Here is an 11884-nt window from a genome sequence, read left to right as displayed (position 1 = left end):
TCTGTGGTGTGGTTCGCAAAACCACCATAGAGACCTGCGACCCGGTTATGGCCGCCTGCTGCGCAATTTTGGGGGCTGCGCAGGCGGCCATAACCTTCAACAGCGCGTCATTCCCAACATGCTACGGGACGGAGTTCACCAGCAAGGCAATCCTGAAATGGGCGAACGACAACAAGGTCGAGTGGCATTACATCGACCCCGGAAAGCCGCAGCAGAACGGCTACCTCGAGAACTTCAACGGCAGCCTGCGCGACGAGTGCCTCAATGAGGAGATCTTCGACAGCCTGGACGATGCCCGCCGAAAGCTGGCCTTGTGGCGCTACGATTACAACAACGTCAGGCCACATTCATCTTTGGGAAACCAGACCCCAGCAGAGGCGCGCCGGGCGCTTGAGCAATCTGAGGGCTCCGCGCCCGGCGCGCTTGCCCAGCCCGAGAACGACGACTATCAACCCCAAGGACTCTCGTTATGAACGAGGGACGACCGGGGGGCAGGTCACTCGGCACATAGTTGCCGGACCTTTTTGCATGATTTCTGTGGAGCTCTCATGGAGAACACAAACGTGGTGATCCGACCCTTCGATGCGGTGACGGATCTGAAAAAGCTGTCCAATATCTGGTTCGAAGCCTCGATGAAGGCGCATCCCTTCATCGGCGAGGCAAGGCTGACCGAGCAGCGCAGGCTGATCGAAGCAGAGTATCTGCCAAACGCTGAGACTTCAGTAGCTTGCGTTGACGGGGAAGCTGTTGGCTTCATCAGCCTCCTCGGCAGTTTCATTGGCGGGATTTTCATTGCGCCAGACCGGCAGGGCTTTGGCATAGGGCGCAAACTTATTGCAGATGCACTGGCCCGGAAGGGAGAATTGTCCTTGGAGGTCTATACTGAGAATGAGCAAGCCGTTCGTTTCTATGGCAGGCTTGGCTTCCGTGAGGTTTCTCGGCGCAATATCGACGATTTCGGCTTTCCGTTCCTGAATGCGACACTCAGCCTGAAGGGCTGATAACAGGTCGGGCAGGGCTTCATTGCCTTGCCCGATCGCATGCAACCGACAGCTTCGTCCCGCAGAGCTGACGCCACCGAACTACGGCGATCGCTACCAGAAGAGCCCTTACGCGACGTTCAGGACGAGGTTACTTTAGGCCGATGCTCAACCTGACACATCTTCTAAACTTCGTATCAGCTTCGAACGCACCTCTGCCATGTAGCGGTTGCCTCTCGTGATGGTCTCAAAGACCTCTGGCGAGTCGTGAGCGACCATCTCTATGGCTTCACAAAGCAGGTCATGGCTTCGTGTTCTAACGGCCGGCGGTTCGCCAAGGGGCAAGATGGCGCGGGCAATAAGGTGCATCAGACCTTGGGACAAGGCTGCATGGCGGTCATGCTCCTCGGCAGTCATGATTGATACGGTCAGGTGAAGGTTCCGAAGGATCGCGGCTATCCTGCGCCACGTCCTGCCTCTGAGTGGATAAAAAACAACTTGCAGGCCCGCAATTCCGTTCGCGGCGCTTGCGGGCCCGAACATGGGATGGCAGGCGATGATCTCAACATCCTGTGGAAGCAAGTCCTGCATCAGGCGGGCGGGCTCTTCCTTGACCGAACAGACGTCCATGACGACCTGCCCCGCGCCAAGATGCGGACCGACCTCCAGGAGGGAGTCCGTCAGCCCTTGCAACGGCACGGCCATGATCACAATGCTGCTGCGAATTTCTCCTGGATGGCTGATCAGCTGGAAGCCGGTCCCCTCGACCTCCGCGCTGACCTCCGGTCTCCGGTCATAGATGAAGATGGAGCCCATCGGCGCAAGCAGTCGGGCGAGCAACTTTCCAAAAGCGCCAAAGCCGATAATCGTGAAGCTGGGAGAAACGAAATGCATGAGCCTGATCCAGGAATGGAGTCAGAGGCTGCACATCAATCATGGGGAACCGCTGACATGTTGCAGCGGTGATACGTGAACGCTCCGCTACCTATGGCAGCGGGTAATAGAGCGTTGAAAGGGCGATCGCCATCGTGAGCATGGCGTGCCTTTACGGGAGACTAGTCTGCCACGTCAAGGTCAGCTTCTCTGCATAGCGGACGGACTGGGGTGGCGATCAATGGTCTGTTATGCGGGACATTCCTGCTGGATGTGTGGGTGCCCGTAGTAGCTCGCCTGTTCACGCGGCTGTTACCATGACATCGGAGGAATTCTTATCTAGCCAGTGGTCGGATATGTTCTGTTGTATTCGCTTGTTATTCTGTCCCTTGGGCCAAAAGGCGTGGACAGCGCACGCGGCGGCCAGACCCAGGACAGCGCCAGCGGCAACGTCGATTGGATAGTGCTTGCCGCGCGGGACTTGGATCCCCGCAATCATCGCAGCGATCGCCAAGGCTGGCACAGCCGTTTGCGGCAGATCGAGTGCCATGACGGTGCCCACAGCCACGGCTCCGGCAGTATGACCGGACGGAAACGAGGTGTCGTGTCCGCCTTCGCTTTCACCCGCCTCGCATTGATAGGTCTGCTCTTCGATCATGACTTTCGGGCGTGTCCGCTTGAAATTGTTCTTGATGATCCGTTTGACAGAGTTTGCAAGAACATGAGCGGTCATCATCTTGAGGCCGACCTGCGTCATATGTGGACGATGGGTAATCGCCCCTGTCCCGATCATCGAGGCACAGACAATCGACAGGGGGATCTGATCAGCGATCTCGCTGGCCGTCCCAAGCGTTTTGACCACGGGGTGATGGCGGTGGCGCGCAGCAGAGCGTGCAACCTCCTTGTCCGCGTCTTCGACGGCGCTCGCAGCGTCGGGTGAACGTTTGTTGTTGTGACTGTTCGGGCTCATGGATGATCGCTTTCTTCTTGATCTTGCGCCATCGGGGCGGCGATCACTCGGAAGCGTCAGGACCGTCTTCAAGTTCCGGTAATAAAAGTTGGCAGCGGACGCTCTGGTCTTCAGGCGCTGACGACGAGACACGACCCCTCCGGTATGTCATCGCTCATAGTCATCACCATGCGACGCAGTCGGTTTCGGTAGAACGACTTGTAACCCCGCCAGAATGATCAGGACGGCGACTGCTGACAGAACGGCGGACGCTTCCAGCCCGAGATCCGCCATGACGCCTAGCCAAAGCCTAACACTAATGCCGAGCATGGCAACGACCGCTTGGGGATCTTCGCGTCGATGCAGCCTGGCAGTCGAGAGGCTGCTTTTTAGCGATATGGCGATCGCGGGCACCGCGATCGCTGATCTAGCGGATAGCCGCGCCTCCGCTTCGCTCTGGCACAGCTGACGGTCTTTCATTTCGTTTTTCCGCCTGCCATCCGGCCGGCGATCCGAACACGGGCTCTGGTGCCGCTGCGCGTCAGCCTCCACGGAGAAATCCGGTTCCTCCCACGCGCGGGGCGCGCGGGTCCCTCCCAATTTCACCGCTCCGGCCCCGTGTGTCAGATCACCGTCCGGCCGCAGGTCGGGCTGCGCCCACCCTGCTTTGCCCTTCGGATGACATGAGGTGATCCAAAGTGAAAAGCAGCGATGGCTTCGCCACTGGCGGAACAGGAAGGAGCGCCACGACATGTCGGACCAGTTCGGAACACGGGCCAGAGATTGGGCTGCGGCCCATCAGAGGCAGACCTTTGTGACAGGAAAGGCAAGCCTGCCTTCGCATCGGAAACAGGCCTCACTGATTTCACGCAATTTTTCCCACCCCTGAAGGCAGGACTATCTGACCCCTACAAGCCTCAGCCTCAGCCTCAGCGTGCACCGTGCACGCGGGCAAGCTTTGTCCAGATATCCCGGGACGAAGCTGCCAGAGCGCCACGGTCAGGGCAGGCCAAACCCAGCTGTTGCAACTGGGCAGCCAGTAGGGATGCGGTCTCGGCGGTCGTCAGGCCGACCCATTGTTCGGGAAGAATGAGTGTTCGGCGCCGCAACAGACGATCGTGGTCGCGGCTCCACAGAAGATACCAGCGGGGCCCTGCGCATCGTATCGTCCAACCCCTTTCCAGCAGCAAGATGACAGCATCGGATAGACTCGTGGAGACGATGGCCACATCGGGCATTGATCGTGTTGTTAGTCGAAACAGCAAATCGCCCGCCACCTGCCGAATGCGTTCAGGACGCGTCATTGCAGGGTGCGGGCGGGACGACATCGTTCACGCCCTTATAAAATCGCGGACGAATTCGGTTGCGGGTTTGGCGCGGATGTCCTGGGGTTTTCCGATCTGTTCGATGCGGCCCATGGACATGACGACGACCAGATCGGCCAGTTCCATCGCCTCGTCCTGATCGTGGGTGACGAAGACCGAGGTCAGGTCGGTCTCGTCATGGATGTCGCGCAGGCCCTGGCGCAATTCCTTGCGGACCTTGGCGTCCAGCGCGCCGAAGGGCTCGTCCAAGAGCAGCATGCGCGGCTCGATGGCCAGGGCGCGGGCCAGGGCCACACGCTGGCGCTGGCCGCCCGACAGTTGCGTGGGATAGCGGGTGGCGATCTGGGGCAGCTGGATCAGGTCCAGCAGGCGTCGGACGCGGCGGTCGATTTCGGCCTTGGGCGGGCGCGAGGCGCGGGGACGGGCGCGCAGGCCATAGGCGATATTCTCGAACACCGTCATGTGGCGAAAGAGGGCATAGGACTGGAACACGAAGCCCGCGCGACGCTCCTGGACGGACAGGCCGGTGGCGTCCTGGCCGTTGAACATGACCCGCCCTGAGGTCGGAAACTCAAGGCCCCCCAGGATGCGCAAGAGCGTGGTCTTGCCCGACCCGGATGGCCCCAGCAGCGCCACCAGCGCGCCCGAGGGGATGGACAGGCTGACCGGATGCAGCGCGGTGGTGGTGCCGAAATCCTTGGCGATCTCATCGATCTGGATGTGCATGGGGGTCCCTTCCCTAATGGCGGCGTGTGGCCGACAGCGCGTCGGCATGGCGCAGTTCCAGCGCGGTCTTCAGCAGCAGCGTCAGCAGCGCGAACCCGGTCAGCAGCGCGGCCATCGAAAAGGCCGCGATGGACAGGTATTCGTTGTAGAACATCTCGATGGTGATCGGCATGGTCGCGGTCTGGCCGCGGATCTTGCCCGACACGACCGCGACGGCGCCGAATTCGCCCATCGCGCGGGCTGTGCACAGCAGCGTGCCATAAAGCAGCGCCCACCGGATGTTGGGCAGGGTCACGGTGCGGAAGGTCCGCCAGCCGGTGGCGCCCAGGGTCAGGGCGGCCTCCTCCTCGGCGCGGCCCTGCTCGATCATCACCGGGATCAGCTCGCGCGCGACGAAGGGGAAGGTCACGAAGACGGTGGCCAGCACGATGCCGGGCACCGCAAAGACGATCGGGTATCCGCTGGCCACCAGCCAGCCGCCAAGCGCAGAATTGGCCCCGAACAGCAGCACGATGCACAGGCCCGCCACCACCGGGCTGATGCTGAAGGGCAGGTCGATCAGCGTGATCAGGAAGGCCTTGCCGCGAAAGTCGAACTTGGTGATGAACCAGGCCGCCGCGATGCCGAAGACCGCGTTCATCGGCACGGCGATGGCGGTGATCAGCAGGGTCAGGCGGATGGCCGATTGGGCATCGCGGCTGGCCAGGCTGGTGACGGCCGCGGCCCAGCCCCGCGACAGCGCCTCGACGAAGACGATGACCAGCGGCGCGCCGACCAGCAGCGCCAGCCCGCCGACCGCGACCGCGATCAGCGCCCACCGGGCGGCGGGCGATTCCTCGGTCGCGGAGCGAAAGCGGGCGGGGGTGGCCGGTTTGTGAAGGGTGGCGTCAGACATGACCGATCCTCCGGCGTGACCAGATCTGGATGAGGTTGATCAGCAGCAGCATGGAAAAGCTGATGGCCAGCATCGCCAGGCCAATGGCCCCTGCGGCGCCGTAATTGTACTCCTCCAGCTGGATCACGATCAGCAGGGGGGCGATCTCGGTGCGCAGCGGGATGTTGCCGGCGATGAAGATCACCGACCCGTATTCACCCACCGCCCGCGCCAGTGACAGCGCGAACCCGGTCAGGGCGGCAGGCATCAGCATCGGCGCGATCACGTGGCGCAGGGTGTGCAGCCGCGACGCGCCAAGGGTGGCGGAGGCCTCCTCGACCTCAGTCTCGATCTCCTCGATGACGGGCTGGACGGTGCGGGTGACGAAGGGCAGGCCCACGAAGACCAGCGCCAGCCAGATCCCCCATTGCGTATACGCGACCTGCCAGCCGATCTGGTTCGTCAGTTGGCCCAGCACCCCGTTCGGGGCATAGAGCGCGGTCAGCGCGATGCCCGCGACGGCGGTGGGCAGGGCAAAGGGCAGATCGACCGCCGCGTCGATGATGCGCCGGCCCGGAAAGCGGTACCTGACCAGCACCCAGGCCAGGATCACCCCGAACACCAGGTTGAAGCAGGCGGCCAGAAAGGACAGCCGAAAGGACAGCCACAGCGCCGCCCAGACCCGCTCGCGGTTGATGGTGGCCCAGATGTTGGCCGCGCCGAATTCCGCGCCCTGCCACAGCAGCGCGCCGATGGGCAGCGCCACCACCAGCGTCAGCATGAAGAAGGTGATCCCGGCCGAGACGCCCAGGCCGGGCATGGCGGTCCGCTGGATCAGGGGCGTGCCGCTCATGGCGCCACATAGATCTGATCAAAAATCCCGCCATCGCCGAAATGCCGGGGCTGCAGCGTGGCCCATCCGCCCAGGACGTCGATGCTGACCAACTCCAGTTCGGGGAAGCGGGCGACATCCTCGGGGTCTGCGGCGCTGGCGTCCCATGCGCGATAGTAGTGCTTGAAGGCCAGCGCCTGCCCCTCCGGCGTATAGAGATAGTCCAGATAGGCGCTGGCCAGTGCGCGCTGCGCGTCGTCCGCGATGTTGCCCTCGACCAGCGCGACGGGCGGTTCGGCCAGAATGGACAGGCTGGGGACGACGATGTCGAACTGATCCTCGCCCAGCTCGGCCAGCGCCAGATAGGCCTCGTTCTCCCAGGCCAGCAGCACGTCGCCGATGCCGCGCTGCGCGAAGGTCGTGGTCGATCCGCGCGCGCCGGTGTCCAGGACCGGCACATTGGCGAACAGCTGGCCCACGAACTCGGCCGGGTCGCGGCCGTTGGCCTCGGCCCAAGCCCATGCGGCAAGGTAGTTCCAGCGGGCACCGCCCGATGTCTTGGGATTGGGCGTGATCACCTCGACCCCCTCGGCCACCAGATCGCCCCAATCCTGGATGCCCTTGGGGTTGCCGTCGCGCACCAGGAACACGATGGTCGAGGTGTAGGGGCTGGAATTATGCGGCAGCAGGGTCTGCCAGTTCTCGGGCAGCTTGCCGCTGCTGGCGGCGATCTGGTCGATATCCGAGGCCAGCGCCAGCGTCACCACCTGCGCGGCCAGCCCGTCGATCACCGAGCGCGCCTGCGCGCCCGACCCGCCATGGCTGGTCTCGATGGTGGGCGCCTCATGGCCCTGGGCCTGCCAATGGGCGGCAAAGGCCTCGTTGAACTCGCGATACAGCTCCCGGGTGGGGTCATAGCTGACATTCAGCAGGCTCTCCGCATGGGCGGCAGGGGCCAGCATCAGCAGGGCAAGGGCGGTGGTGCGCAGAAACATGGATGACCTCATGGCGGTTCGATCAGGGGCTAGCGGGCGTCAGACGCCCATCGGGGCCAGCCTGCCGACCGGGAACCCGGTCAGCGTGCCCCGCCCGGTCGAGATGGTGACCCGGCCATCGGCAGCTTCGGTGACGCGCGGGCCCTGGGCGCTGCTGTGGTGGCCTGTCTGGATGGTGGCGAACATGGCGGTCTCCTGTGGCTCAAGGGGGGCGTTGGGTCAGGCGGTGGTGCTGGCGGGCAGCGGCTGGATGCGGGCGTCCCAGATGCGGGCGTCGCGTCCGGCCAGCAACTCGGCCGCGGCCAGCTGCGGATCGCGGCTGAGCGAGACCAGCGCCGCACCGTTCACCCGGTGCGGGCGGCCGGTGCGCCGGTCGATCAGCGTGATGGCGCAAAGCGGAGGGCGGGTCCGCGAAGAGATCGTGCCGGTCTGGTGCGGGCTCATCTGTCGTCCTTTCCTGTCGCCGATGCGGCGGTTCGATGACTTAATATCGACAGGGAAAGTCGTGTTTAGCAATAGAAATAAATCGGCTGATTTAGTCGTCTAAAGAGAAGATTGTTCTCCGCGCAGCCGTCCGATCGGCCACTGGCCATGCACCCTGCCGCCTTGGCGCTGCGGCGTCAGGCCATGCAAAACCTGCAATCCTGGCGGTCAGATGCCGTGGGACGGGCCCGCGATCAGGCGCCGGTGACCTGCGCCGCGACCGCCTCGGACCCCAGCATGTCGGCCAGGCTCAGCGATTCGATCAGGATCAGGTAGGACCAGAACACCTCCGAGAACACGCGCCGCAACCGGCAGCTGGCCTCGTCGGTGCAATCCTCGCAGCGCTGATAGGCGCGCCGCGACAGGCAGGGCAGCGGCGCGATCGGCCCGTCGATCAGCCGCAGCAGCTCCGAGATCGACACGTCCTCGGGGCGCTTGATCAGCGTGTATCCCCCCGACCGTCCCCGGATCGAGGCCACGACGCCGGCATTGCGCACCTCCAGCAGGATCTGCTCCAGGAACCGCTTGGGGGTGCCGGACCGCTTGGCGATCGCCTCGATGGTCAGCGCCTCGGGGTGGTCGCGGCGCGCCTCGTCGCCCAGCACCAGCAGGGCCTTCAGCGCGTACTTCATCTTTTGCGTGATCATGGCGCGGCCCCCGGATGCGTTGGTGTCCGCCGGATATAAGGCAATTCCGCGCGGCGCAAAAGAAAAGACGACCCGACCGCGGGGTTTTTACGCAGCCTGTGGGCATGCCACGACACAGGGCGCAGGAGCGGGCGCCTTTAATGCCGATAAAGGCGCTAGACATTATATTCTATTGCGGCATGCTGGCGGGGAAAGGAATCGTCCCGATGACCCAGACCGCCCCCCTGGACCTGATCGACCGCAAGATCCTCGCGGCACTGATGACGGATGCCACCACCCCCATCGCCCAGATCGCGGACAAGGTCGGCCTGTCCCAGACCCCCTGCTGGAAGCGCATCCAGAAGCTGGAGGCCACCGGCGTGCTGACCCGCCGCGTGGCCCTGGCCGACCCCGCCAGGCTGGGCTTCGGGCTGACCGTCTTCGTCGGCATCGAGGCCCCGGACCACACCACCGAATGGCGCCAGGCATTTGCCCGCGCCATGGACGCCCTGCCCCAGGTCATGGAGGCCTGGCGCATGGCCGGCGACATCGACTATCTGCTGCGCGTCGCGGTGCCCGATATGGCCGCCTATGACCGCTTCTACAAAGCCCTCACCGACGCCGTCCCCATCAAGAACGTCACCTCCCAGTTCGCAATGGAAAGCCTGCGCCACACAACAGCATACCCCGTGAATACAAAAGATCGGTAGAACCTCGTTCCCTTTCACGGGTGATTTTTGGAACCCAAATACACGATCAACATTGTAGTCTTATGTGAGATAAAAGGAGAGCGCGATGACCAAGACCCTGATCGTCCCCGGCCTTGACGGCTCACCTGCGCCTCACTGGCAGGACTGGTGGGCCCGCACCGACCCGACCGCGATGCTGCTGGACATGGGCGACACCGCCCGTCCCGTCCGCGAGGTCTGGGAGGCCACGCTGGCCGTCCATGTCATGGCCCATCCCGACAGCATCCTGGTCGGCCATTCGCTTGGCGCCGTGACCATCGCGCATCTGCTCGCGCGGTGGCCGGGGCTGCGGGTGCGGGCCGCCGTGCTGGTCGCGCCCGCCGATCCCGCAGCGTCCGATCGCACCGCCCGCTTTGGCGCCCTGCCCCGCCAGCGGTTCGACGTGCCCGCCACCGTCGTGGCCAGTCGCAACGATCCCTGGATGCCCTTCGATCGGGCGCGCCAGGTCGCGGACCTGTGGGGGGCAGAGCTGCATGACATCGGCCATGCCGGGCACATCAACGCCGCCTCGGGCTTTGGCCCCTGGGCGGGGGGCAAGGACCTGCGCGATCAACTGCTGGCGCAGACCGCCCGCCTGTCGGCCTTGCGCCGCCTGCTGAGCGCGCGCGCCACCCCCCAGCATGTGCCTGTCCAAAGGCTGGCCTGATCCCAGAGCATCCAGAATGGAGGTTTCCATGTTTGACATCCAGACCGAGGCCTATTTGCGCCGCACGCACCCCCGCGTTTGCGCCGCACGCACCCCCGCGATGATGATCAAGGCGCGTCGCCTGTTATCGCCGTCGTCGTGGGTGCCAACCTTGTCTTGTGGACGACGGTGCTGATCGCCGCCCTGTGATCCCCCCCCTAGCAAAAGGAGCCCGCCATGAAGATCGATATCCTCGCCGACACGCCTGCGCCCCACGCGGCCCATCTGCCTCATGTCGTCATCATCGGCGGCGGCGCCAGCGGCGTCCTGCTGGCCGCTCACCTGCTACGCGACCCCGACGCGCCCCTGCGCGTCACCGTGATCGAGGGGCGGCACATGCTGGGCTGCGGGGTGGCATATTCGACCAGCGACCCCGGACATCTGCTGAACACAAGGGTCGCCAACATGAGCGCCTTTCCCGACGATCCCGACCATTTCCGCCGCTGGCTGGCGGCGCGGGGGGATCAGGCGACCGGGGCGTGCTTTGTCAGCCGCGCGACCTATGGGGCCTATATGACCGACCTGCTGGCGCCCCTGTCCGCGGATGGTCGCCTGCGCTGTCTGCGCGCCACCTGTACGCGAATGGCGACCACGCGGACCGGGGTCGCCGCGCATTTGGACGATGGCCAGATCATTCCTGCATCCGTCGCGGTGCTGGCCACCGGCCACGCCCTGCCCGACGCGGACCCGGAGGGCTTGGTACAAGGGGCCTGGCAGGCGGCGCCCCCGCCACCGCCCGGTGGTCGCGTGGTCATCATCGGGTCGGGCCTGTCCATGATCGACCAGGCCATCAGCCTGCTGTCGCAGGGCCACCGCGGAGAAATCGTGACCATCTCGCGCCGGGCCCAGCTGCCGCGCATCCACGCGCCGGGCACAGCATTGGCCGTCAGCCGCGCCAAGGTCCCACTGGGCGCACCGGTCAGCTTTACCATGTCATGGCTGCGCGCGCTGGTCGCCCGTGCCGAGGCGCAGGGGGGCACCTGGCGCGACGCGGTGGACGGCATCCGCCCGCATCTGTCCGCCCTGTGGCGCGCGATGCCCCGCGCCGATCGCGCCCGCTTTCTGCGCCACGCCGCCCCTTGGTGGGAGGTACATCGCCATCGCCTGCCCCCCGAAAGCGCGGTCCCGATCAACCTGGCCCTGAAGACCGGACGAATGCGCCAACTGGCCGGCAGCTTTACCGCCGCCAGCCGCGACGGTGCGATCCTGCAGGCGCACTGGCGCCCGCGCGGCACCGACCGGGTTCTATCCCTGACCGCGTCGCGGATCATCGACTGTCGTGGCATCCGGCGCGACCCGGAAACCCACGCCACGCCGCTGGTCGCGGATCTGCTGGCCACGGGCCGGGGACGCATCGACCCGCTGCGCCTCGGCCTCGACATCGCACCCGACTGCGCGGTGATCGACGCCCAAGGCCGCCCCGACCCCCGCATCCGCGCCATCGGCCCCGCATCCCGCGCCGCGTTCTGGGAAATCACCGCCATCCCCGACATCCGCGAACAGGCGCAAAGCCTTGCCCGAGACCTAACACGGCAGTTCGTAGAACCCTGATACAAGCTGTGAAATGCTGATGTTCTATACCCATACATAGACGCGGTATGCTGGTCTGCGTTGATGCCTCTTTCCTGTAAGCACGAGGATTCTGGAATGGGGCTGCATGGGTAATCCTCCCCGTTTTAACGGGGTTTGGTCGTAGAACTCACGCAGCCATTTTCAGTTTCTGTGCGGGTGTTATGCCGCCGATGCCCATGTTGGGTCGCTCGTTGTTGTAAGTCCAGAGCCAGTCG

Annotated in this window: 15 protein-coding genes; 5 read left to right on the top strand and 10 right to left on the bottom strand. The window is 64.5% G+C overall.

From position 1 onward, the window contains the following. Together FA740_RS18545 and FA740_RS18540 are read left to right on the top strand one after the other, a co-directional pair. On the top strand, window positions 1-473 hold a 473-nt coding region (locus FA740_RS18545; RefSeq protein WP_246053729.1), incomplete at its 5' end, for a transposase family protein. Window positions 474-548: 75 nt separating this feature from the next. Further along, window positions 549-1001: a GNAT family N-acetyltransferase gene (locus FA740_RS18540; protein ID WP_136858294.1), complete on the top strand. Its 453-nt coding sequence runs from the start codon at window positions 549-551 to the stop codon at window positions 999-1001. 147 nt (window positions 1002-1148) lie between these two features. On the opposite strand, the gene FA740_RS18535 is transcribed toward FA740_RS18540, so the two are convergent. The 10 genes from FA740_RS18535 to FA740_RS18495 all read right to left on the bottom strand — a co-directional run bounded on the left by FA740_RS18535 (window position 1149) and on the right by FA740_RS18495 (window position 8684). Further along, complete coding sequence (locus tag FA740_RS18535) at window positions 1149-1874, bottom strand: prephenate dehydrogenase/arogenate dehydrogenase family protein (RefSeq protein WP_136858293.1); 726 nt, start codon at window positions 1872-1874, stop codon at window positions 1149-1151. 280 nt (window positions 1875-2154) lie between these two features. Next, a complete protein-coding gene (locus FA740_RS18530; RefSeq protein WP_136858292.1) occupies window positions 2155-2823 on the bottom strand; it encodes a phosphatase PAP2 family protein in 669 nt (222 codons plus the stop codon). A gap of 147 nt (window positions 2824-2970) precedes the next feature. Further along, window positions 2971-3282, bottom strand: a complete 312-nt coding sequence (locus FA740_RS18525) for a hypothetical protein (protein ID WP_136858291.1) — start codon at window positions 3280-3282, stop codon at window positions 2971-2973. A gap of 851 nt (window positions 3283-4133) precedes the next feature. Continuing rightward, on the bottom strand, window positions 4134-4853 hold the full coding sequence (locus tag FA740_RS18520) for a sulfate/molybdate ABC transporter ATP-binding protein (protein WP_169306378.1): 720 nt from the start codon (window positions 4851-4853) through the stop codon (window positions 4134-4136). 13 nt (window positions 4854-4866) lie between these two features. Further along, on the bottom strand, window positions 4867-5748 hold the full coding sequence (cysW, locus tag FA740_RS18515) for a sulfate ABC transporter permease subunit CysW (RefSeq protein ID WP_136858289.1): 882 nt from the start codon (window positions 5746-5748) through the stop codon (window positions 4867-4869). Then, the gene (gene cysT, locus FA740_RS18510) at window positions 5741-6580 is read right to left on the bottom strand and encodes a sulfate ABC transporter permease subunit CysT (RefSeq protein ID WP_136858288.1); all 840 of its coding nucleotides are present in this window, start codon (window positions 6578-6580) and stop codon (window positions 5741-5743) included. Before cysT ends, cysW begins: the two co-directional genes overlap by 8 nt. Beyond that, window positions 6577-7566: a sulfate ABC transporter substrate-binding protein gene (locus tag FA740_RS18505; protein WP_136858287.1), complete on the bottom strand. Its 990-nt coding sequence runs from the start codon at window positions 7564-7566 to the stop codon at window positions 6577-6579. The genes cysT and FA740_RS18505 overlap by 4 nt, the downstream gene beginning before the upstream one ends. Before the next feature lie 27 nt (window positions 7567-7593). Next, window positions 7594-7740: a hypothetical protein gene (locus FA740_RS19825; protein WP_169306377.1), complete on the bottom strand. Its 147-nt coding sequence runs from the start codon at window positions 7738-7740 to the stop codon at window positions 7594-7596. A gap of 33 nt (window positions 7741-7773) precedes the next feature. Next, entirely contained in the window at window positions 7774-7998 is a 225-nt protein-coding gene (locus FA740_RS18500; RefSeq protein ID WP_136858286.1) for a hypothetical protein, read from the bottom strand. Window positions 7999-8231: 233 nt separating this feature from the next. Then, window positions 8232-8684 (bottom strand): Rrf2 family transcriptional regulator, encoded by a 453-nt coding sequence (locus tag FA740_RS18495; RefSeq protein ID WP_136858285.1) that lies wholly within the window; start codon window positions 8682-8684, stop codon window positions 8232-8234. Window positions 8685-8890: 206 nt separating this feature from the next. On the opposite strand from FA740_RS18495, the gene FA740_RS18490 reads away from it, so the two are divergent. From FA740_RS18490 to FA740_RS18480, 3 genes are all read left to right on the top strand, one after another. Continuing rightward, the gene (locus FA740_RS18490; protein WP_136858284.1) at window positions 8891-9373 is read left to right on the top strand and encodes an Lrp/AsnC family transcriptional regulator; all 483 of its coding nucleotides are present in this window, start codon (window positions 8891-8893) and stop codon (window positions 9371-9373) included. An 85-nt stretch (window positions 9374-9458) separates the two neighbouring features. Further along, the gene (locus tag FA740_RS18485) at window positions 9459-10058 is read left to right on the top strand and encodes an RBBP9/YdeN family alpha/beta hydrolase (RefSeq protein WP_136858283.1); all 600 of its coding nucleotides are present in this window, start codon (window positions 9459-9461) and stop codon (window positions 10056-10058) included. 216 nt (window positions 10059-10274) lie between these two features. Further along, entirely contained in the window at window positions 10275-11648 is a 1374-nt protein-coding gene (locus tag FA740_RS18480; protein ID WP_136858282.1) for an FAD/NAD(P)-binding protein, read from the top strand. Window positions 11649-11884: the final 236 nt, after the last annotated feature.

The sequence above is a fragment of the Paracoccus hibiscisoli genome, assembly GCF_005048265.1.
Lineage (GTDB): Bacteria > Pseudomonadota > Alphaproteobacteria > Rhodobacterales > Rhodobacteraceae > Paracoccus > Paracoccus hibiscisoli.
The sequence above is the reverse complement of the archived record's forward strand: the minus strand, read 5'-3'. Positions and strand labels throughout refer to the sequence as shown.

Coding starts and splice junctions, on each gene's coding strand:
- FA740_RS18540 (WP_136858294.1), top strand. CDS start 549: ATGGAGAACACAAACGTGGTGATCCGACCCTTCGATGCGGTGACGGAT.
- FA740_RS18535 (WP_136858293.1), bottom strand. CDS start 1,874: ATGCATTTCGTTTCTCCCAGCTTCACGATTATCGGCTTTGGCGCTTTT.
- FA740_RS18530 (WP_136858292.1), bottom strand. CDS start 2,823: ATGAGCCCGAACAGTCACAACAACAAACGTTCACCCGACGCTGCGAGC.
- FA740_RS18525 (WP_136858291.1), bottom strand. CDS start 3,282: ATGAAAGACCGTCAGCTGTGCCAGAGCGAAGCGGAGGCGCGGCTATCC.
- FA740_RS18520 (WP_169306378.1), bottom strand. CDS start 4,853: ATGCACATCCAGATCGATGAGATCGCCAAGGATTTCGGCACCACCACC.
- cysW (WP_136858289.1), bottom strand. CDS start 5,748: ATGTCTGACGCCACCCTTCACAAACCGGCCACCCCCGCCCGCTTTCGC.
- cysT (WP_136858288.1), bottom strand. CDS start 6,580: ATGAGCGGCACGCCCCTGATCCAGCGGACCGCCATGCCCGGCCTGGGC.
- FA740_RS18505 (WP_136858287.1), bottom strand. CDS start 7,566: ATGAGGTCATCCATGTTTCTGCGCACCACCGCCCTTGCCCTGCTGATG.
- FA740_RS19825 (WP_169306377.1), bottom strand. CDS start 7,740: ATGTTCGCCACCATCCAGACAGGCCACCACAGCAGCGCCCAGGGCCCG.
- FA740_RS18500 (WP_136858286.1), bottom strand. CDS start 7,998: ATGAGCCCGCACCAGACCGGCACGATCTCTTCGCGGACCCGCCCTCCG.
- FA740_RS18495 (WP_136858285.1), bottom strand. CDS start 8,684: ATGATCACGCAAAAGATGAAGTACGCGCTGAAGGCCCTGCTGGTGCTG.
- FA740_RS18490 (WP_136858284.1), top strand. CDS start 8,891: ATGACCCAGACCGCCCCCCTGGACCTGATCGACCGCAAGATCCTCGCG.
- FA740_RS18485 (WP_136858283.1), top strand. CDS start 9,459: ATGACCAAGACCCTGATCGTCCCCGGCCTTGACGGCTCACCTGCGCCT.
- FA740_RS18480 (WP_136858282.1), top strand. CDS start 10,275: ATGAAGATCGATATCCTCGCCGACACGCCTGCGCCCCACGCGGCCCAT.